The sequence below is a fragment of the Streptomyces mexicanus genome (assembly GCF_902506575.1).
In the GTDB taxonomy this organism is placed as follows: domain Bacteria; phylum Actinomycetota; class Actinomycetes; order Streptomycetales; family Streptomycetaceae; genus Streptomyces; species Streptomyces mexicanus.
The window spans coordinates 7,133,856-7,154,184 of record NZ_LR732544.1; the positions used below are offsets into that span (position 1 = coordinate 7,133,856).

14 protein-coding genes are annotated in these 20,329 nt (G+C 73.5%); 4 read left to right on the top strand and 10 right to left on the bottom strand.

Translation table 11 applies throughout. The annotated features are described in order from the left end of the window. Positions 1-1,204, bottom strand: a 1,204-nt coding sequence (locus tag GV126_RS31830; protein ID WP_159673091.1) for a glycoside hydrolase family 71 protein, incomplete at its 3' end; no start/stop codon positions are given. Between the two features lie 5 nt (positions 1,205-1,209). Then, positions 1,210-2,382: an LCP family protein gene (locus tag GV126_RS31835; RefSeq protein WP_236570210.1), complete on the bottom strand. Its 1,173-nt coding sequence runs from the start codon at positions 2,380-2,382 to the stop codon at positions 1,210-1,212. A gap of 364 nt (positions 2,383-2,746) precedes the next feature. Here GV126_RS31835 and GV126_RS31840 point away from each other — a divergent pair, with 364 nt between their 5' ends. Further along, positions 2,747-4,150 carry a sugar transferase gene (locus tag GV126_RS31840; RefSeq protein WP_236570211.1) on the top strand — a complete coding sequence of 468 codons (1,404 nt, stop codon included), beginning with the start codon at positions 2,747-2,749 and terminating at the stop codon, positions 4,148-4,150. 225 nt (positions 4,151-4,375) lie between these two features. On the opposite strand, the gene GV126_RS31845 is transcribed toward GV126_RS31840, so the two are convergent. Beyond that, the gene (locus GV126_RS31845; protein WP_028424306.1) at positions 4,376-5,320 is read right to left on the bottom strand and encodes a GDP-L-fucose synthase family protein; all 945 of its coding nucleotides are present in this window, start codon (positions 5,318-5,320) and stop codon (positions 4,376-4,378) included. 152 nt (positions 5,321-5,472) lie between these two features. On the opposite strand from GV126_RS31845, the gene gmd reads away from it, so the two are divergent. From gmd to GV126_RS31860, 3 genes are all read left to right on the top strand, one after another. After that, positions 5,473-6,486 carry a GDP-mannose 4,6-dehydratase gene (gene gmd, locus GV126_RS31850; protein WP_159673095.1) on the top strand — a complete coding sequence of 338 codons (1,014 nt, stop codon included), beginning with the start codon at positions 5,473-5,475 and terminating at the stop codon, positions 6,484-6,486. A gap of 294 nt (positions 6,487-6,780) precedes the next feature. After that, a complete protein-coding gene (locus GV126_RS31855; protein ID WP_159673097.1) occupies positions 6,781-9,504 on the top strand; it encodes a CBM96 family carbohydrate-binding protein in 2,724 nt (907 codons plus the stop codon). A gap of 126 nt (positions 9,505-9,630) precedes the next feature. Beyond that, positions 9,631-10,341, top strand: coding sequence for a hypothetical protein (locus GV126_RS31860; RefSeq protein WP_159673099.1), 711 nt, complete (start codon positions 9,631-9,633; stop codon positions 10,339-10,341). Between the two features lie 288 nt (positions 10,342-10,629). Here GV126_RS31860 and GV126_RS31865 read toward each other — a convergent pair whose 3' ends face one another. The 7 genes from GV126_RS31865 to GV126_RS36910 all read right to left on the bottom strand — a co-directional run bounded on the left by GV126_RS31865 (position 10,630) and on the right by GV126_RS36910 (position 20,241). Then, positions 10,630-11,757: a glycosyltransferase gene (locus GV126_RS31865; RefSeq protein WP_159673101.1), complete on the bottom strand. Its 1,128-nt coding sequence runs from the start codon at positions 11,755-11,757 to the stop codon at positions 10,630-10,632. Then, positions 11,754-12,293 carry a WcaF family extracellular polysaccharide biosynthesis acetyltransferase gene (locus GV126_RS31870; protein ID WP_159673103.1) on the bottom strand — a complete coding sequence of 180 codons (540 nt, stop codon included), beginning with the start codon at positions 12,291-12,293 and terminating at the stop codon, positions 11,754-11,756. Before GV126_RS31870 ends, GV126_RS31865 begins: the two co-directional genes overlap by 4 nt. Beyond that, entirely contained in the window at positions 12,286-12,852 is a 567-nt protein-coding gene (narJ, locus tag GV126_RS31875; RefSeq protein WP_159673105.1) for a nitrate reductase molybdenum cofactor assembly chaperone, read from the bottom strand. The genes GV126_RS31870 and narJ overlap by 8 nt, the downstream gene beginning before the upstream one ends. Beyond that, positions 12,849-14,465, bottom strand: a complete 1,617-nt coding sequence (narH, locus tag GV126_RS31880; protein WP_185947344.1) for a nitrate reductase subunit beta — start codon at positions 14,463-14,465, stop codon at positions 12,849-12,851. Before narH ends, narJ begins: the two co-directional genes overlap by 4 nt. A gap of 1 nt (position 14,466) precedes the next feature. Continuing rightward, positions 14,467-18,219: a nitrate reductase subunit alpha gene (locus GV126_RS31885; protein ID WP_159674351.1), complete on the bottom strand. Its 3,753-nt coding sequence runs from the start codon at positions 18,217-18,219 to the stop codon at positions 14,467-14,469. 193 nt (positions 18,220-18,412) lie between these two features. Continuing rightward, complete coding sequence (locus GV126_RS31890) at positions 18,413-19,042, bottom strand: phosphatase PAP2 family protein (RefSeq protein WP_159673109.1); 630 nt, start codon at positions 19,040-19,042, stop codon at positions 18,413-18,415. Continuing rightward, positions 19,039-20,241 carry a YeiH family protein gene (locus GV126_RS36910; RefSeq protein ID WP_236570212.1) on the bottom strand — a complete coding sequence of 401 codons (1,203 nt, stop codon included), beginning with the start codon at positions 20,239-20,241 and terminating at the stop codon, positions 19,039-19,041. Before GV126_RS36910 ends, GV126_RS31890 begins: the two co-directional genes overlap by 4 nt. Positions 20,242-20,329: the final 88 nt, after the last annotated feature.

Here is a 20,329-nt window from a genome sequence, read left to right on the forward strand (position 1 = left end):
CGGCGGGGGCGGCGTCGGGGAACTGGACGCGGGAGGTGACGTACACGGTGTCGCGGACGATCGGCGGCCAGGCGCCGGTCTTGAAGCGGGTGAGGTAGTAGGAGGAGATGTCCAGATACGTGTGGCCGTTGTGCAGCGAGGGGGCGAACTGGCTGCCCTCGGAGTAGTCGTTCCAGGTGGTCAGCTGCACCCAGTCCGCGCCGTCGGCGATCGCGTGGTTCCACGTCGAGCGCAGGGTGGCGGTGTTGCCGGCCTCGTCGTACACGCCCTGGTTGGGCCGGGCGTCCTGCACGGAGACGGCCTGCATCCACTTCTTGCCCAGCGCGTGGGCGAGCCGGACGTCCCCGGGCACGTTGCCCTGACGGGTGTAGGTGCGGTTGCCCCAGGACGAGAAGGCGTAGCTGAGCGGCGCGAACCGCTCGGCGTTGGCGCGGAAGTCCAGGAACACCGGGACCAGGGCGGTGGCGACGCCGTGCTCCCGCAGCCGCGCGAGCACCTGTGCCCACCAGGCGGGTTCCTGGGCCTCGGCCTTGAACGGGCAGACCACCAGGCGCCCGTCGGGCAGCCGGTAGGCGGACGGGGCGGCGGCGAGGCGGGCCAACTGGTCGGCGAGGGTGACCGGGTCGGTGTGCAGGGACGTCATGTCCGGCATCAAGGCGATCCGGAAGCCGGCATCGACGCGGTGCGCGGCACGCAGCAGCGTGTCGACCCGTTCGCGGTTGGGGCCGGTCAGGGAGAGGATGTCGACGGTGAAGCCGTCGATCCCGGCGTCCCGGGCGGTGCGCACCTCCCGTTCCAGATCGGCCAGTCGCCAGTCCCCGCCGGAGGGGGGCACGGGCAGCGGCCGGTCCCGCAGCAGCCCACCGTAGGCCGCGTGCCGGCCCTGCTCGCCCCGGGGGGCGAGGTAGTTGCGGGTGTAGTAGTCGCGGTCGGCGGGCTGGTTGTCGAGGGAGAGCGGATACGGCGGGAAGTAGTGCGCGAAGACCAGGTGCGGGCTCGCGCGCAGCACGCCGGAGGCGGGCAGGTCGAACGGCAGCGGGGAGGCGCTCGGCGGCGCCTGGCGGCGCCCGGTGTCCTGCCGGTCCAGGGCCAGCCCGGTGCCGGCGATCAGTCCCATCAGCAGCAGGCCGGCCAGGACGCCGAGCACCGAGCGGCGTCGGTGGCCGGGCGACCTGCGGTGGGGGCGCGCGGGGTGATCGGTCATGGCCGTCAAGGGGTCGTGGCGCCGAGTTCGTCGACGTCGTGCGACTGCAGGTAGAGGTCGAGGGCGTCCTCCCGCATGGCGCGCCACAGGTCGGCGCCGGCGGCCGGGTCGAGGAGGACGACGGACTGGCCGGAGATCATGTCGGTGCCCTTGGCGGGGGCGTTCATGAACACCATGGTGCCCGGGCGGACCTTCTTGTTGTCCCACAGCAGGGCCCGCAGGTCGCCGTCGCCGAGCCGGTCGTCGACGCTGACCGCGGCGGTGAGGTCGTCCAGCACCTCGGTGGCCCGGACCGGGTTGGAGAAGGTCGAGGGGCGCATCACCTTGGCCAGCAGCGTGCGCAGGAAGTACTGCTGGCGGTGGGTGCGGTCGAAGTCGCCGCGGGGCAGGTGGTGGCGCTCGCGCACGTAGGTCAGGGCCTGGGTGCCGTTCAGGTGCCGGCGGGTGCCGTCGACGACGAGGTCCACTCCGCCCACGGAGTCGGTGAGCTTCTTGAAGCCGTCCCAGTCGATGACGGCCAGGTGGTCGATCCGCACCTTGGTCAGCCGCTGCACGGTGTCGATGAGCAGCGGCGGACCGCCCCAGGAGAAGGCGGCGTTGAGCTTGGCCCGGCCGTGGCCGGGGATGTCCACCCAGGAGTCCCGGGGCAGCGAGACGACGTAGGCGCCGGAGTGGTCGGCGGGGAGGTGGACGAGCATCATCGTGTCACTGCGCTGGGCGCCGTACTTCCATTCGGGCGCCTTGGCGTCGCGGCCCGTGGTCGGCAGGTCGGAGCGGCTGTCGACGCCGACGAGGAGGAAGGTCTGCCCTCCGGCGGAGGGCGCCGGCTGCGCCGCCGCGGGGACCTTCGTCGGGAAGACCCCGGCGATGCGGGCGACCTTCCCGGTGTAGTGGTCGACGGCCCCCCAGGCGGCGCCGCCCACCATGAGCACGCCCGCGACGAGCAGGACGAGGGCCGCGAGGAGCACCCGGCGCGCACGGCGCCTGCGCCGCGGGGGCGCGGTCGGGGTGCCCGAGGAGGGCTCCGACGCACCGGATCCGGCCACGCCGTCCGTCCGCACCGCCCCGTCCGCCCGGTCTGCGCCGTCCGACCCGTCCGGCCCGTCCGGCCGGTCCGCCGCCTTCTGCCGGCCGATCGCCGCAGCCGCGGCCTCGGCCGTGTCGTTGTCCCCCACCACGTACCCCCCAACCTCCCTGCGGTGCGGCCCCTCCCGCACCGGGCGCTCACTGTAGCCAGCGCGTTCGACGCGCGTACCGCGTTCCGTCGCTTCACGGTCGAAGGACGTCAACGGGCGGACAGAACACGGGATTCACGCGGCACAGCGGGCACAGCACTTCTCGGCGACGTTCACGCAATCGCTCCCATCGTGCACAAGTTTGCCGTACTGTTCACCAACGTGTCGCATGTTCGGCGAATAGATGTTCGCGGCATCCGGCACCTCGTGCCGCAGTACGTGCCTGGGGGGGTACATGTGGGATGTTCAGGCCGCTGAGTCCGACAGATCACGCAAGGCGCGTTCGCGGGGGCGCGCCTCGCTGTGGATGGGGCGCAAGTCCCGCTGGTACCTTCCCGCGTCACTGATCTGCGATCTGCTCGGCGCCGGTGTGCCGGTGACGCTGATGTTCCGCGCCGCGCACGAGCCGTGGGCGGCGCCGAGCGGTGTCGTCGCGGGGCTCGCCTGGGCGGGGGTCCGGCTGTGCCGCTCGCGCTACGCGGGCCGCTCCCTCGGGGAGAGCCGGGGCACGCTGCCGGTCGTCCAGGACTGGTTCATCCTGCTCGGGGTGCTCGCGGTGGCGCACGCCGCGACGGGGGCCCGGTTGCGCGCCCCGCTGTGCCTGGCGGCGCTGACGCCCGCCCTGCTGCTGACCCTGGTGTGCCGCAAGGCGGTGCACCGGCATCTCGCCGCGGTGCGGCGCAGCGCCGAGGCGGTGATCAAGGTGCTGGTGGTGGGCGAGCCGACCGCGGCGGACGGGGTCGCCGCACACCTGGCCGCGCGCACCGACCACCCGTACGTGGCGGTGGGCGCCGTCGCCGTGGGGCCGGACGCGTTCACCTCGGGGATCCGGACCGGGGCACGGCTGTCCGCCGCCGAGCCGGACGACCCGGAGGAGGACGCCGGGCTGGTCATCGGCGCGGTGCACCGGCTCGGCGCCGATCTGGTGCTGGTCGTGCCGGGCGCCGCGCTCTTCGGGGAGCGGCTGCGCCGCCTGTCGTGGGGGCTGCACGACGCCGGCATCGACCTGTTCGTCGCGCCCGGCCTGATGGAGGTGTCGGTCAAGCGCCTGGAGACCGGGTCGGCCGGCGGGATGTCGCTGCTGCGGGTGGCGCCGCCGCTGCGGCAGGGCCTCCAGCCGGTGCTCAAGGACGTCGTGGACCGCGGGAGCGCCCTGCTGGGCCTGCTGGTGCTGGCGCCGGTGCTGCTGCTGGTCGCGGCCGGGGTGAAACTGTCCTCCCCGGGACCGGTGTTCTACCTCCACGAACGCATCGGCCGGGACGGGCGCCCCTTCGTGATGTGGAAGTTCCGCACCATGCGGGTGGGCGCCGACCGGCTGAAGACCCACCTCGCCGAGGACAACGAGCACGACGGCCTGATGTTCAAGATGCGCCGCGACCCGCGGGTCACCCGGGTCGGCCACTGGCTGCGCCGCACCTCGCTCGACGAGCTGCCCCAGCTGGTCAACGTCCTCAAAGGTGACATGTCCCTGGTAGGTCCGCGGCCGCCGCTCGCCGACGAGGTGGCGCGCTACACGCCCGTGGAGCGGCGGCGACTGGCCGTACGGCCGGGGATGACCGGGCTGTGGCAGATCAGCGGGCGCTCCGACCTGTCCTGGGACGAGACCGTCCGGCTGGATCTCGCCTATGTCGACAACTGGTCGTTCACCAGTGACCTGGACGTCATGGCCCGCACGTTCCGCGCCGTCCTCGACGGCCGCGGGGCGTACTAGGGACTGTTCGGTTTTGTGATCCGGATCAGGGAGCGGTGCGTGGTGTGTGCGATCGCAAGGGGCCGGAAGGCCCTTGCAGCGGAGCTACCCGGGCGTTTCGGCAACGCCGCGAGCGTGCGTGCCACACACCGCGAGCCCGGATCACGACTCCGGGCAGCCCCTGGGGGGCCGGCCGTGGCCGTACGGCGCCCCGGTGCGCCTCTCGCACCGGGGCGGCCGCGCCCGTCAGCCCGCCAGGCCCTCGCGCCAGTGGGCGTAGGTGGCGGCGATGCCGTCGCGCAGCGGTATCTCGGGCTTCCAGCCGAGTGCGGCGAGCCGGGAGATGTCGAGCAGCTTGCGCGGGGTGCCGTCGGGGCGGCTGGTGTCCCAGGCGATCCGGCCGGTGAACCCGGTGACCTCGGCGACCGTCGCGGCCAGCTCGCGGATGGTCAGGTCGCTGCCGCAGCCGACGTTGACCGGCTCGTCGCCGTCGTAGGAGCGCAGCAGCAGCGCGCAGGCGGCGGCCAGGTCGTCCACGTGCAGGAACTCCCGGCGCGGGGTGCCGCTGCCCCACAGCACGACCTCCTCGCGTCCCTCGGCCACGGCCTCGTGGAAGCGGCGGATCAGGGCGGGCAGGACGTGCGAGGTCTCCAGGTCGAAGTTGTCGCCGGGGCCGTAGAGGTTGGTGGGCATGGCGCTGATGTACGAGGCGCCGTACTGGCGCCGGTAGGACTGCACCTGGACGATGCCCGCGATCTTGGCCAGGGCGTACGCCTCGTTGGTGGGCTCCAGGGGGCCGGTCAGCAGGGCGTCCTCGGTGATCGGCTGGGGGGCGTGCTTGGGGTAGATGCACGACGACCCCAGGAAGAGCAGGCGGGGCACGCCGGCCGCGTGGGCGCCGGCGATCACACTCAGCTGGATCTGCAGGTTCTCCTCCAGGAACTGCACCGGCTGCGTGCTGTTGGCCATGATCCCGCCGACCTTCGCGGCGGCGAGCACCACCGCGTCGGGGCGCAGGGCGGCCAGTTCGGCGGCGGTGCGCGCGGCGTCGCGCAGGTCGAGTTCGGCTCGGGTACGGGTGAGCACCTCGTGCCCGTCGGCGGCGAGCCGGCGGGCCACGGCGGAGCCCACCAGGCCCCGGTGGCCGGCGACGAAGACACGGGCACGTTCGGGCAGCAGCGATGCGGTCATGGACCGGATCATGCCAAAGCCGGCCCGCCGAGTCCGCCGTTGTCGCCGACTTCGGTGACATTTCTGTTTGTTCACGACATGCGACCCGCGTACGGCGGGTGCAGTGACCGGGTCCGTGCGCTGAACGGACCCGGCAGGGAGGGGAACACCGCATGAGCAAGACCGCGCTGATCACCGGGGTGACCGGGCAGGACGGCTCGTATCTGGCGGAGCTGCTGCTGTCGAAGGGCTACCGCGTGCACGGCCTGCTGCGGCGGTCGTCCAGTTTCAACACCGAGCGGATCGACCACATCTACCAGGGCCCGCAGGAGGCCGAGCGCCGTTTCGTGCTCCACCACGCCGACCTGTCCGACGGGGTGGCGCTGGTGAACCTGCTGCGCGACATCCGGCCGGACGAGGTGTACAACCTGGGTGCGCAGTCCCATGTGCGGGTCTCCTTCGACGCGCCGCTGTACACCGGCGACGTGACCGGGCTGAGCACGCTCAGGCTGCTGGAGGCCATCCGGGCCAGCGGGGTGGAGACCCGCATCTACCAGGCGTCGTCCTCGGAGATGTTCGGCTCCACCCCGCCCCCGCAGAACGAGGACACCCCCTTCCACCCGCGCAGCCCGTACGGCGCGGCGAAGGTGTTCGCGTACTGGACGACGGTCAACTACCGCGAGGCGTACGGGATGTTCGCGGTCAACGGCATCCTGTTCAACCACGAGTCCCCGCGCCGCGGCGAGACCTTCGTGACCCGCAAGATCACCCGGGCCGTCGCCCGGATCAAGGCCGGTCTGCAGGACCGCCTCTACCTCGGCAACCTCGACGCCGTCCGCGACTGGGGCTACGCCCCCGAGTACGTCGAGGCGATGTGGCGGATGCTCCAGCACGACGAGCCCACCGACTACGTGGTCGCCACCGGAGTCGCCGCCACCGTCCGGCAGTTCGTCCAGACCGCGTTCGCCCACGCGGGTCTGGACTGGGCCGAGCACGTGCGCTACGACCCCAAGTACGAGCGGCCCAGCGAGGTGGACGCGCTGATCGGGGACGCCTCCAAGGCCCGCGAGACGCTGGGCTGGCGGCCCACCGTCCTGGTGGACGAACTCGCGCGGATCATGGTCGACGCCGATGTGCGCCAGGTGGAAGACCAGTTGGCGGGCGTGGCGGTGCGCATCGACCGGTGACCGCACGGGAGCACCGGCGGGAGTTCCGTGGCAGGCGGGGGCCACCGACGGAGGTGCGTGACAGGCAGGACCACCCCGCGTCGATCGCGCTTTCCTGCCGAATGCGATTTCCTGCCGAATGCGATTTCCTGCCGAATGCGTCACATGCGTTCCCTGGCGTGTCATGTACTCGTATGGTTCGCGGGCACACACACGCACGGCACACACGTTCACACGGCCCGTCCGGCTCCGGGGAAGACCGGCGGGCCCGACCGAGGCACAGGGTCCGCGACCGGACCCGGAGCCGGGGGGTACATGCACAGATCCAGGCGGCTCGGCGCCGCCCTCGTCCTGTCCACCACGGCGGGAATGGGCCTGGTGGCCCTGCCCCAGCCGGCCGCCGCGCTGACGGCGCCCGTCGCCTTCACCGCCGACGACCTGCCGACCTGGCAGACCAACGGCATCGTGTGGGCGCTGGCCCAGGCGCACGGCACGGTCTTCGCGGGCGGCACCTTCTCGCAGGTCCGCCCGCCCGAGGGAGCGAGCGGCACCGCGCAGGACGCGGTGAACTTCGTCGCGCTGGACGCGGCGAGCGGCGCTCCCACGTCCTGCAGGCTGTCCTTCACGATCGGCAGCGGCACCGCGACCGTGCGGGCGCTGGCCGTCTCGCCGGACCAGAAGACGCTGTACGCGGGCGGCTACTTCAGCGCGGTCAACGGCACCCAGGTCTCCAGCCTGGCCGCGATCGACATCGCCACCTGCACGCCCAAGGCGGACTTCCACCCGAGTGTGTCGGCCACCGTGCGGGCGCTGGCGGTCACCGACGACACCGTGTACCTGGGCGGTGACTTCACCACGGTCGGCGGCAGCGCGCACGCCCGGTACGCGGCGGTGGACGCCGCCAGTGGCGCGGTCGAGCCGTTCCAGGCGGACGTCGACGAGCCCGGCCGGGCCGTCGCCGTCACCCCGGACGGCAAGGACGTGATCCTCGGCGGCGACTTCTTCACCGTCAACGGCGCGAACTCCCACGCCCTGGCCGTCGTCGACGCCACCACGGGCGACACCGTCCGCACCTACCCGGGGTTCATCGAGACCAACTCGGTGGTCAAGGCGCTCGACACCGACGCCACCGGCTTCTACACCGGCAACGAGGGCACCGGCGGCGGCGTCTTCGACGGCCGGATCGCGCTGGACCTGTCCACGCTGAACCAGCGCTGGCGCGACACCTGCCTGGGCGCCACCCAGGCCGTCAAGTCCTACCAGGACGTGCTCTACAGCGCCTCGCACGCGCACGACTGCTCCAGCGTCGGGGAGTTCCCCGACGGCCGCCGCCACCACCTGCTCGCCGAGCCGACCACCGGCACCAGCAAGCTGGGCTGGTTCCCGGACACCAACGACGGCCTGGGCGAGGGCATCGGCCCGCGCGCCATGGTGGTCTCCGAGACGTCCGGCAACAAGTACATGTGGGTCGGCGGCGAGTTCACCACCGTCAACGGCTCCCCCGCCCAGGGCCTGACCCGGTTCGCGGCCTCCCCCGACACCGGGGCGCCCACGGTGCCGTCGGTCGGCGCCGAGTCCGTGGTGCCCACCGAGGCCCACGTGCGCTGGCGGGCGAGCCTGGACACGGACGACACGAAGCTGACGTACAAGGTGTACCGCAACGGCGGCTCCACACCCGTGTACACGGTCGACGGCGACTCCGTGGAGTGGTCACGCCCGCAGCTGTCGTTCACCGACAAGGACGTCACCCCCGGCACCACCTACAGCTACCGGGTGACGGCCACCGACGGCGCCGGCAACACCTCCGCGCTGTCCGCGACGGCCACGGTGACCGTGCCCACCTCGGCGCAGAAGTACGCCGCGAAGGTGCTCGCCGACGGCGCGAACCTGTACTGGCGCTACGACGAGTCCACCACCCCGTTCATCGGCGACACCTCGCCGGGTGACCGCAGCGGCATCGCCGTGAACGGGCCGTCGCTGCGCCAGACCCCGGCCGCGGTGACCGGTCCGTCCACCGCCATCGGCTTCGACGGCACCGACCAGTCGGTCTACAGCGACAAGCGCACCACGGTGCCGGGCCCGTACTCGATCGAGACCTGGTTCCGCACGACCACCACCCGGGGCGGCAAACTCGTCGGGTTCGGCGACAACACCACCCGGGCCAGCGGCAACTACGACAAGCACGTCTACCTGCGCGACGACGGCCGGCTGGTCTTCGGCGTGTACACGGGCGGCACCCGCACCATCACCTCGCCCGGCAGCTACAACGACGGCTCCTGGCACCACGTCGTCGCCACCCAGGGTTCCTCCGGGATGGCGCTGTACGTGGACGGCACCCGGGTGGGCACGCTGGCCGAGACGGGCAACCAGAGCTACAGCGGCTACTGGCACGTCGGCGGCGACAACCTGAACGGCTGGCCGAACCAGCCCTCCAGCGCCTACTTCGCCGGGCAGATCGACGAGACGGCGATCTACCCGTCGGCGCTGAGCGCGGACCAGGTCAAGAGCCACTACACGCTGGCGTCGGCCCCGGCCGACAGCGTGCAGACGCTGCGGGCGTCGGACGACACCTACGTCAACGCCGGTGCCGCCGGCACCAACTACGGCACCTCCACCTCACTGGCGGTGCGCGGCAGCGCGGCGTACGAGACGTATCTGCGGTTCGACCTGCCGTCGGCCCCGGCCGGCACGGTGCTCAAGAGCGCGCGCCTGGCGGTGAAGACCACGACGCTGAGCAGCGCGGGCAGCACGGACGACATCTCCGTGCGGCCGGTCACCGGGAGCTGGACGGAGACCGGGACGACCTACACCTCCAGGCCCGCGGTGTCCTCGACCGTGGTCGGCACCCTGAGCGGGGCCGCCGACGTCTCCACGGTCTACTCGGCCACGCTCGACACCGCGGCGCTCTCCCCGGCGCTGGGCGGCACCTGTGACCTGGCGCTGACCAGTACCGGCACGGACGCGCTGTGGCTGTGGTCGAGCGAGGCGCCGGCCGCGGAGAACACCCCGCAGCTGGTGCTGACGTTCGGGGCGCCGTAGGCCCTGTCGTCCGCTGTGCGGGGCGCCGGTCCGCGGGCCGGCGCCCCGCACACCCTCCCTCCGGGTCCGCACCGGCCGTGCGGGCCCGCCGCCGCACCCAGGCCCGTCGGGGCCGCAGGAGCCACCATGCACACTCGTACCCTCCGGCCCGCTCGACGCGGTGCCGGCGCCGTCGCCCTCACCGCGCTTCTCGCGCTCGCGGGGTGCAGCGCGCACGGCGGCACGCGGGCCGCGCCCCGGCCCTCGCAGAGCATCTCCGACGAGCAGGCCGCCGCCGTGCCCGACGAGCAGGCCAGCCCCCGCGTCGAAGGCCCGTCGGCCGCCCCGAAGGCGAGCCCGAGCCCCACCGGGGGGCCCGTGCTGCCCGACGCGAAGATCACCCCGGCGACCGGTTCCTTCACCGCCCGGGAGAAGAAGTACCTGCACGGGCGGGTGCCGGTGAACATGGACCCGGCCGCCGTGCTCCAGGCCGGCCAGGAAGCCTGCCAGCGCATCGAGCGCACCGCCGCCCATGACAAGGACGCCGCGATCGGGGCGCTCGTCGCCCACGAGATACCGGCCGCCGACGACGCCGTGGACCAGCTGTGCCCGAAGCTGAAGCCGCTGCTGCGCACCGCCGCGACCGGCTTCCCCGACGGCACGCGCGACAAGCCCCGGGCGGGCGCCTACCGGGCGCTGACCACTGCGCAGGGCTGCACCTGGAAGGCGCTCGGCGCGGGCGGGCGGGTCCTCGCGTCCGGCCCCGGCCCGGGCGGTGCGAAGAAGGTGACCGCGCAGGTCCCCTCCGGGACGCTCACGTTCGTCTCCTCGGGCTGCTACGCCTGGCTGCCGGCCTAGGGTCTGTCCGGCGGATCACGTCGCAGGGAACTCACGGCGACTGATCTGCCCAGGTGAGCGGGGCATGGTGCGTCCCTGTGCAAGGCGGAGGAGGGAGTCGACGCGGAGCGTCGGCGAGTGACGACAACGCCGCCTGGGGGTACCCCCTGCTCGAAGAGCTTGGGGGAGTGCCAGGCCCCGCCTCTGCGGCATGGTCCGCCGGACAGGCCCCAGGTCTCCGGTCGCTGGAGCCGGCCGCCCTTGATCTCCCCGGTCGCCACGCCCGGCGGCCCGTGCTTGCGCCGGTCGCTAGGGCCGGCCGCCCGCGCGGGCCCGTTCGTACACGTCGAGCAGCGTGCCGAGGACCGCGTCCATGGAGAACGTCTCGGCGGTCAGCTTGCGGGCCGCCGCCGAGGCGGCGTGGCGCACGGCCGGCTCCAGCAGGTCCAGGACCGCCGGGGCGATGCCGTCCGGGCCGGTCACCACGCGCCCGGCCCCGGCCCGGTGCACGTCGCGGGCCAGACCGTTGGAGCCGGTGACGACGACCGGCGTGCCCACGGCCATCGCCTCCAGCACCGACATCGGGAACGGTTCGTCCACCGACGGCAGCACGTAGACGTGCGCCCGGCGCAGCTCCTCAGTCATGCGCTCCTTGGTGAGCGGCCCCGGGCAGCTCACCTTGTCCGCCAGGCCCAGGTCGTCGATCCGGCGGCGTACGGCGGCGAGTTCGCCCTCGTCCGGGCCGGCCACGACGAAGGTCGCCTCCGGCTGCCGGGCCAGGATCGCGGGCGCGGCGTCCACCAGATCGACGGGGCGTTTGCGGGCCTGCAGCCGCGCCGCGTACAGGATGCGCGGCGGCCCCTGCGGGGCGGGGCCCTCGGGCTGCGCGGGAACGCCGTTGACCAGGCGGACGGCCCGGTCCAGGCGCGGGCCGCCCACCACGGCGTCCAGGTCGCGCCGTTCGCGCTCGGTGAGGTGCAGGACGGCGGCCGCGCCGCGCAGCACCCGGCGCACCGCGACCGCGTCCAGCAGCCGGGCCGAGCGCCGCTCGCTGGGGTCGACCATGCCGTGCGTCTGCAGCACCAGCGGCCGCCCGGCGCGCAGCGCGGCGAGCGCCACCGGCAGCGTCACCAGATCGCGCGCCAGATGCACATGGACCACGTCGGCCGATCGCACCAGCCGGTGGGCGCCGGCGAGGAGGGCGGGGGAGGTCAGGCCGCTGAAGCCCAGCGGCAGCACCCTGCGGGCCCGGTGGAGGCGGGCGGGCACGCCCTCCACCTCGGTCGGCAGCGGGCGCGCGAAGCCGTCGGCGAGGGCGGTGAGGCGGGCGTCGTGGCCGCGTTCCCGCAGGCCCTGGCAGAGGTTGAGGGCCACGCGCACCGGGCCGCCGAAGGCGTGGGTGGGGCTGTGCAGGGTGACCGCGTGCAGGACTCTCACGCCGGCTCCTCGACGGGACGGCGCCGGTTGTCGGCGGTGTGCAGGGTGAGGTCGGGCAGGTCCTGGTGGAGGACCGCGCCGGCGCCGACGACGGCGCAGCGGCCGACCTTCACCCCGGCCAGGACGGTGGCCCGGGCGGCGATCCAGGCGCCGTCGCCCACGGTGATCGGCGCGTTGCGGTAGCGGAAGTCGGCGGCGCGGTGGTCGTGGCTGCCGGTGCACAGCAGCGCCTCCTGCGACACGCACACGTGGGCGCCGAGGGTGACGGGCTCCAGGTTGAGGATCCACGCCCCCTCCCCGATCCAGGCATGGTCGCCGATCCTCAGCTTCCACGGCCACAGCACCCGCACCCGGTGGCGGATCAGCACACCCTGGCCGATCTCGGCGCCGAAGGCGCGCAGCAGTGCCACCCGCAGGCGGGCCGGAGTGAACCAGGCCATGAAGACCGTGTTCATCACCGCGAACCACAGTGCCTGGACAAGTGTGCCGCGCCCCTTGTCGTACCCGGCCAGTGTGAAGGCCGACAGATCACGCATCGATGCGTCCCCCCATCCGTCCCCGGGGCAGGGTGCTCTGCACGGCGCGCACCACGTCCAGGTACGGGCTGCGGTGCGCGGCCAGACCGCGGGCGAGCAGGTCCAGGGCCGGGCGGTGCTCGTGCAGCAGGGCCGTGCCCGGGCCGGGGCAGCGGGCGGCGAACTCCAGCAGGGCCGGGAGGTGGTCGGGCAGTTCCCCGTCGGCCGGTTCCCAGCCGTGCTCGCGCATCCGGGCCTTCAGGGCGGCCAGCGAGGCGCCGCGGCGGCGGGTGTCGCCGTCGGTGTAGTGGGTCAGGTGCAGGGTGCGCCGACGGCTGCGGTCGAAGGTGGTGACGTAGCGGGCGGCGAGGTCGAGCGGCTCCACGGTGGCGGCCCACCGGCAGAACCCGAGCAGCAGCGCCGGGGCCCCGCCGGGGAGCCGGGCCAGCGCGTCGGCCACCTGCCGCCGCCGCTCGGGCCAGGTGTCGTCGGGGTAGTCCAGCAGGAGGGACGCGGCCTGGTGGACGGCTTGGTGGACGGCCCGGTGGGCGCCGCGCGGCGTGGTCGTCCGGCCGGTCATCCCGCCGCGCCCTTGCGCGCGGGCCGCTCCGGGAACAGGCCGCGCGGCCGGCCGCGGCCGTTCCAGTTGAGCAGGTTGACCCGGCCGCGCAGCGACATGCCGCCGGGCGCGGTCGCTGCCGGGGCCGGGGGCGCGTGGAAGGTCTCCGGGTCGTACAGCGCGTGGCCGCCGCCGGGGTCGAGGCCGCACCCCGCGGGGGCGTCCGCGTCCCCGCCGCCGGCGACGTACGTCGTGGGGACGACGTACCGCTCCTCGTACTTGGCCAGGGCCAGCAGCCGGTACATCGCCTCCAGGTCGTGCTCCTCCATGCCGACACCGCGGGCGATCGACGGGTCGCGTTCCTCGCCGAGGTTGATCCGCCGCATGTGGGCGCGCATCGCGGCCAGCCGGCACAGCGCGGCCTCGACGGGCGCCGGGTCCCCGGCGGTCAGCAGCCCGGCCAGGTACTGCACCGGGATGCGCAGCGCGTCGATGGCGCCGAACAGGGCGGCCGGGTGCTCGCCGTCGTGGCCGTCGCGGGTCAGCGCCTCCACCACGGGGGACAGCGGCGGGACGTACCAGACCATGGGCAGGGTGCGGTACTCCGGGTGCAGGGGCAGCGCGATGCGGTACGTGGTGATCAGCTGCCGTACGGGGGAGCGGCGGGCGGCGGTGATCCAGTCGTGCGGGATCCCGGACTCCTCGGCGGCCCGCACCACCTCGGGGTCGTACGGGTCGAGGAAGCAGTCGAGCTGGGCGGCGTACAGGTCCTTGTCGTCGGGGACGGAGGCGGCCTCGCCCACCTTGTCCGCGTCGTACAGCAGGACGCCGAGGTAGCGCAGCCGGCCCACGCAGGTCTCCGCGCACACGGTCGGCTCGCCGGCCTCGATGCGCGGATAGCAGAAGGTGCACTTCTCGGCCTTGCCGGTGGCGTGGTTGAAGTACACCTTCTTGTACGGGCAGCCGCTCACGCACATCCGCCAGCCCCGGCAGCGGTCCTGGTCGACCAGGACGATGCCGTCCTCGATCCGTTTGTACAGCGCTCCCGACGGGCACACGGCCACGCACGACGGGTTCAGGCAGTGCTCGCAGATGCGCGGCAGGTGGAACATGAACGCCTGCTCGTACTCCAGGCGGACCTGCTCGTTCATCTTCTTCAGCACCGGGTCCGCGGCCAGCTGCTCCGGGCCGCCGCCCAGGTCGTCGTCCCAGTTGGGGCCCCAGGTGACGGCCGTGGGGCGGCCGTCGATCAGGGAGCGGGGGCGGGCGGTGGGCAGGTCGTTGCCGAGCGGGGCGGCGATCAGGGTCTCGTAGTCGTACGTCCAGGGCTCGTAGTAGTCCTTCAGCGCGGGCAGTTCGGGGTTGGCGAACAGGCGGGCCAGGCGGCGGGCGCGGCCGCCCGAGCGCGGTACCAGCCGGCCCCGGGCGTCCAGCCGCCAGCCGCCCTTCCACGTGTCCTGGTCCTCGTGGCCGCGCGGGTAGCCCTGGCCGGGGCGGGTCTCGACGTTGTTGAACCAGGCGTACTCGGTGCCCGTGCGGTTGGTCCAGGTCTGTTTGCAGGTGACCGAGCAGGTGTGGCAGCCGATGCACTTGTCGAGGTTCATGACCATCGCGACCTGTGCCATGCAGCGCATGTCAGTACTGCACCTCCTGGGCGCGGCGGCGGATGACGGTGCGGGCGTCGCGCTGGTTGCCGGTGGGTCCGTAGTAGTTGGGGGCGAAGGACAGCTGGGCGTAGCCGCCGATGAGGTGGGTGGGCTTGATCAGGATGCGGGTCAGGGCGTTGTGGACGCCGCCGCGCCGGCCGGTCACCTCGCTGCGCGGCACGTTCACCAGGCGTTCCTGCACGTGGTACAGGAACACGGTGCCGGGCGGCATGCGGTGGGAGACGACCGCGCGGGCCACCACCACGCCGTTCGGATTGACCGCCTCCACCCAGTCGTTGTCGGCGGCCCCGATCGCCTCGGCGTCGGCGACGGACATCCAGATCACCGGCCCGCCGCGGGCCAGGGTCTGCATGAGCAGGTTCTCCTGGTACTCGGAGTGGATGGACCACTTCGAGTGCGGGGTCAGGTAGCGCACGCTCACCTCCCGCTCGCCGGGCACCGCGTCCGCGCTCAGGTCCAGCGGGGGCCGGTAGACGGGCAGTTGCTCGCCCAGCTCGGCCATCCAGTCGTGGTCGAGGTAGAAGTGCTGGCGGCCGGTGAGGGTGTGCCAGGGCTTGAGATGCTCGGTGTTGACGGTGAAGGGGGAGTAGCGCCGGTCGGGGGCCTCCTTGCCGGACCACTCGAAGCTGGTGCCGACCTGCACGGGCCGCTGCTGGGTGTCGGAGAAGACGATCCGGCGCTCGTGCACAGACTCCGCGAGCGCGTCGAATCCGCTGTCCGGGCCGCAGCGTTCGGCCAGCCGCGCGAAACCCTCCGCGGCCAGGCGCCCGTTGGTGGTGCCGGACAGCGCGAGGATCGCCTCGCACAGCTTGACGTCGGTGTCCAGCAGCGGGCGGCCCTGCGCGGGCCCGGGGCCGGCGGCCGTGCCGCAGCGGGCGGCGAGCCGGCGCACCTCCGGACCCGGCCGGACGGTGACCCCCTTGACGGTCATGCCCTGCTCTTCGCACAGCGGACCGAGCGCGGCCAGCTGGTCGGCGACGGCGGTGTAGTCGCGTGCGACCAGGGTGAAGCGGGGCAGCGTGCGGCCGGGCACGGGCGGACGGTCGGCCTCGCGCCGGTCGGGGACGGTGCCGCCGGGCTGCGCGGCCTCGTCCGGGGTGTCGTGCTGGTGCGGGGTGGCCACCAGGTCGTACGCCACGTCCAGCCGGCCGGCGGCCAGCTCGCTGAACTTCCCCGCCAGCCCGTGGAAGATCTCGAAGTCGGTGCGGGCCTGCCAGGGCGGGCTGATCGCGGGCGAGAACGCGTGCACGTAGGGGTGCATGTCGGTGCTGGACAGGTCGTGTTTCTCGTACCAGGTGGCGGCCGGCAGCACCACGTCGGCCATCAGCGTGGTCGAGGTCATGCGGAAGTCCAGGGCGAGCAGCAGGTCGAGCTTGCCGCGCGGTGCCCGCTCGCGCCAGGTGACGTCCCTCGGGCGGGCCTCGGGCGGGGCCTCGGCCGCGTCCGCGTTGTCGCTCGCGCCGAGCAGGTGGCGCAGGAAGAACTCGTTGCCCTTGGCGGAGGAGCCGATCAGGTTGGCCCGCCACACGGTGAGCACCCGCGGCCAGTTCTCGGGGGCGTCGGGGTCCTCGCAGGCGAACGACAGCTCCCCGCTCGCCAGCCGGGCCGCCACCCACTCGCCCGGCTCGTGCCCGCTGTCGCGGACCCGGCGGCCCAGCTCCAGGGGGTTGGCGGAGAAGGTGGGCGCCGACGGCATCCAGCCCAGGCGCACCGACTGGGCGACGAGGTCGGCGGTGTGGCGGCCGGCGAACAGGCCCTTGCCGGTGGGCGCGGACAGCGCGTCGGCGCCGTGGCCGTCGTAGCGCCACTGGTCGGTGTGCAGGTACCAGTACGGGGTGCCCGCCATCTGCCGGGAGGGGCGCACCCAGTCCGCGGCCGACTGCAGCTGCTGCCAGCCGGTGTAGGGGCGGACCTTCTCCTGGCCGACGTAGTGCGCCCAGCCGCCGCCGTTGACGCCCTGGCAGCCGGTGAGCAGCAGCAGGGTCAGGAAGGAGCGGTAGATGGTGTCGGAGTGGAACCAGTGGTTGGTGCCCGCGCCCATGACGATCATGCAGCGGCCCCGGGTCTTCTCCGCCGTCTGCGCGAACTCCCGGGCCAGGCGCACCACCACCGCGGCCGGCACCGAGGTGATCGCCTCCTGCCAGGCCGGCGTGTACGGCCGCGTCGCGTCGTCGTAGCCCTCGGGCCAGTCGCCGGGCAGCCCGTCGCGGGCGACGCCGTACTGGGCGAGCAGCAGGTCGAAGACGGTGGTCACCTGCCGCCCGCCGATCTCGCGCACCGGGACCGCGCGCAGCAGCGGCTCCCCGCCGTCGAAGCGGGGCAGCGCGACCAGGGCGCTGTCGCCGCCCGTGGGCCGGTGCAGGGTCAGCTCGGGCTCGATGCCCTGCAGGTCCAGGTTCCAGCGGCCCTCCCCCTGCTTGGACCAGCGGTCGCCGAGGGTGCCGTTCGGCACGACGGGCCGGCCGGAGACGGCGTCCAGGAGCACCGGCTTCCACCGCGCCTGCGCCTCGTCCGCGTCCTCGCCGAGCCCCAGCGCGGCCGCCGTGACGAACTTGCCCGGCACGCGGGTGCCGCCCGGCCGCTCCTCCAGCTCCACCAGGAACGGCAGGTCGGTGAAGCGGCGCACATAGTCGGTGAAGTACGGCACGCGGCGGCGCACGAAGAACTCGGTGAGGACGACGTGCCCCATGGCCATCGCCAGCGCCCCGTCGGTGCCGGGGTGCGGGTGCAGCCACTCGTCGGCGAACTTCGTGGCGTCCGCGTAGTCCGGCGAGACCACGACGACCTTCTGGCCCCGGTAGCGGGCCTCGGTCATCCAGTGCGCGTCGGGGGTCCGCGTCACCGGCACGTTCGAGCCCCACAGCATCAGGTACGCCGCGTCCCACCAGTCACCGGACTCGGGCACGTCCGTCTGGTCGCCGAAGACCTGCGGGGAGGCGATCGGCAGGTCCGCGTACCAGTCGTAGAACGACACCATCGGCGCGCCGATCAGCGCCATGAACCGGGCGCCCACCGCGTGCGAGGCCATCGACATCGCCGGGATCGGGGAGAAGCCGGCCACCCGGTCCGGGCCGTACGCGGCGATGGTGTGGACGTGGGCGGCGGCCGCGATCTCCAGGGCCTCGTCCCAGCCGACCCGCACCAGGCCGCCCCGGCCGCGCGCCGCCTGGTAGCGGCGGCGCTTGTCCGGGTCGGAGGTGACCTCGGCCCACGCGGCCACGGGATCGCCGAGCCGTTCGCGGGCCTCGCGGTACATCTGCAGCAGCACGCCCCGCACGTGCGGGTGGCGCACGCGGGTCGGGGAGTACGTGTACCAGGAGAAGGACGCGCCCCGCGGGCAGCCGCGCGGCTCGTACTCGGGCCGGTCCGGCCCGGTCGTCGGATAGTCGGTCTCCTGGGTCTCCCAGGTGATCAGCCCGTCCTTGACGTACACCTTCCACGAGCAGGAGCCCGTGCAGTTCACGCCGTGGGTGGAGCGGACCACCCGGTCGTGGGCCCACCGCTCGCGGTACGGGGAGTCGTTCACGCCCTGGTCGGTGCGCAGCACCGCCCGCAGGTCAGGGGTGACCGGGGAGCGGCGCAGCGCCCGCCCGGCTCTGAGCAACCGATCGGCGGCCAGAGCCGCCGCGCGTTCCGCTTCCCGACGGGCGCCGCGCCGTCCCACAGTGCTCACATCCCCTACGAAGTCGGCTGGGACCGGGCACCGGCGCGCCGGCCCCATGGGCCGTGGCCGGCGGCGCCGGCGTTCCGGCTCCGTCAGGGTCACGCATCGCTACGCGAGGTGACCGCAGGACTACGCGGAGTTGAGCAGGGCTATACGGAGGTTGGACGGCGCTTTTCTTGCCCTTTGCAATATTTGGGCACGACAACCAGGTGAACGGTTCCTGCACGCGGCGGGGGTTTTACCGGCCTGCTCAGGAGGGCTGGGCGACCAGCAACGGGCGCAGCGCCCCCTCCCGCAGCCGGGTCACCAGCGGACCGCACAGCCAGCGGGCCGCCAGGACCAGGATCAGCGAGACGATCGTGCCGACCAGCGCGCCGACGGCCACGTCGTGCGGGTAGTGGGCGCCGACGTACACCCGGGAGGCGCCCATCGCGACGGCCGCGAGCAGCGCGATCGAGCCCAGCCAGCGGCTGGTGAGCAGCAGCGCCACGGCAAAGGCGAAGGCGACCGTGGTGTGGTTGCTGGGGAAGGCGTAGTCGTCCGGCGCCGGGCAGGCCTCGATGAGGAAGTCGTGCGGCAGCGCCCGGCAGGGGCGCGGCTCCTGGAAGACGTCCTTGATCCCGGTGTTGGCGAGGTAGGCGATGACGACGGCGAACGGCGTGGCCAGCACCCCGGCCATGACCGCGCTCCCCTCCCGCCGGGCCCGCCACCAGGCGGCCAGCAGGATCAGCACGAAGACGCCCATGCCGACGGAGGAGTACGCGGCCGCGGTGCCGTTCAGCCAGTGCGTGTGGCGCGCGAAGTCGGTGATGTCGGTGTACAGGCCGCCGTCGATGGCCGCGCCGTCGATCCCCTGCGCGGTCGGGGTGGATGTCGTCATCGGGTGGGTCTCCGGCCAGTTCTCGGGTGCGGGAGCGCTGCGGGCAACGCTGCGGGGGCGCGGCAGTGGCGTCCCCGTGACGTCCGATTGTCCCGCAGGTGAACGTCTACAGCTTGGTAGACGTTAGCAGTCGGGTGACCGGTTGCCCGGGGGCGCTCATCGCCCGGTGTGACGGTGGCGACGCCGGTGAGGGTGGGCAGCGCGGCGACGACGGCCCGTACCCCGCGCACCGTCTGTGCCGCCCCGTCCGCCGACGCCCCGGTCGCCGCCACCCCGGACGCCGTCCGTGCCCGGCGGCGGGCCAGGGCGGCCAGGCCCAAGCAGACGGGGATGATCAGCAGGGTGCGGGCCAGCTTGACCACAACGGCCTGGTCCGCCGCCGGGCCGCCGTAGGTGGTGGCGGCGGCGACCACCGACGACATGTCGTTGACAGCGGTGCCCGCGAACAGGCCGAAGGCGTGCTGGCCCATGCCCAGCAGATGGCCGAGCGCCGGGAAGGTCAGCACCGCGGCGATGTTGAAGACGAAGATCGTGGAGACGGCGTACGCCACCTCGGCCTCCGCCGCGCCGATCACCGGCGTGACCGCGGCGATCGCCGACGCGCCGCAGATGCCCGTGCCGACGCCGATCAGGGTGCGCAGATCCCCGCCGATGCCCAGGCGGCGGCCCAGCCGGTACGCCGCCGCCAGGCAGGCGGCGAGGGTGACGACCATGACGGGCAGCGATCCGACGCCGACCCGCACCCCCTGCCCCAGGGACAGCTGCGCGCCCAGCACCACCACCGCGGCCTGGAGCACCCCGCGGCCGGCGAACGCGATGCCCGGCCGCAACCGGTCCCCCGGCCGCACCGCGACGGCCACCAGCACGCCCAGCACGATCCCGGTCACCGGACCGCCGACCACGGGGGCCAGCCGGCCCAGGGCGGTGGCGACGACGGCGATCCCGCTGGCGAGGGCCAGGCCGGGCAGACGCGCCAGGCCGCCGGACAGACGCTCCGCACCGCCGGACCGGCGTGCCGCACCGGGCCGGTCCACCCCGCCGGGGCTGCCGGAGGCGGCTGCCGGAGCGCTCCGGTGCGGGGTCCGGGAGGTGACGGGGCGGGCCTGCGGCGCGGCTGGGCGGGAGCTGGTGTCGGTCATGATCACCACTGTGGGCGCGTCCGGCCCGCCGCTGTAGCCCTCGATCGAGCAGGAGGTCATAGCCACACTGCATGAGATGCTCATACGCTACCGTTGTGACCGGGCCTACGCTGGCGTCGTGACCGAGCAGCCCGCACCGCCCCAGCAC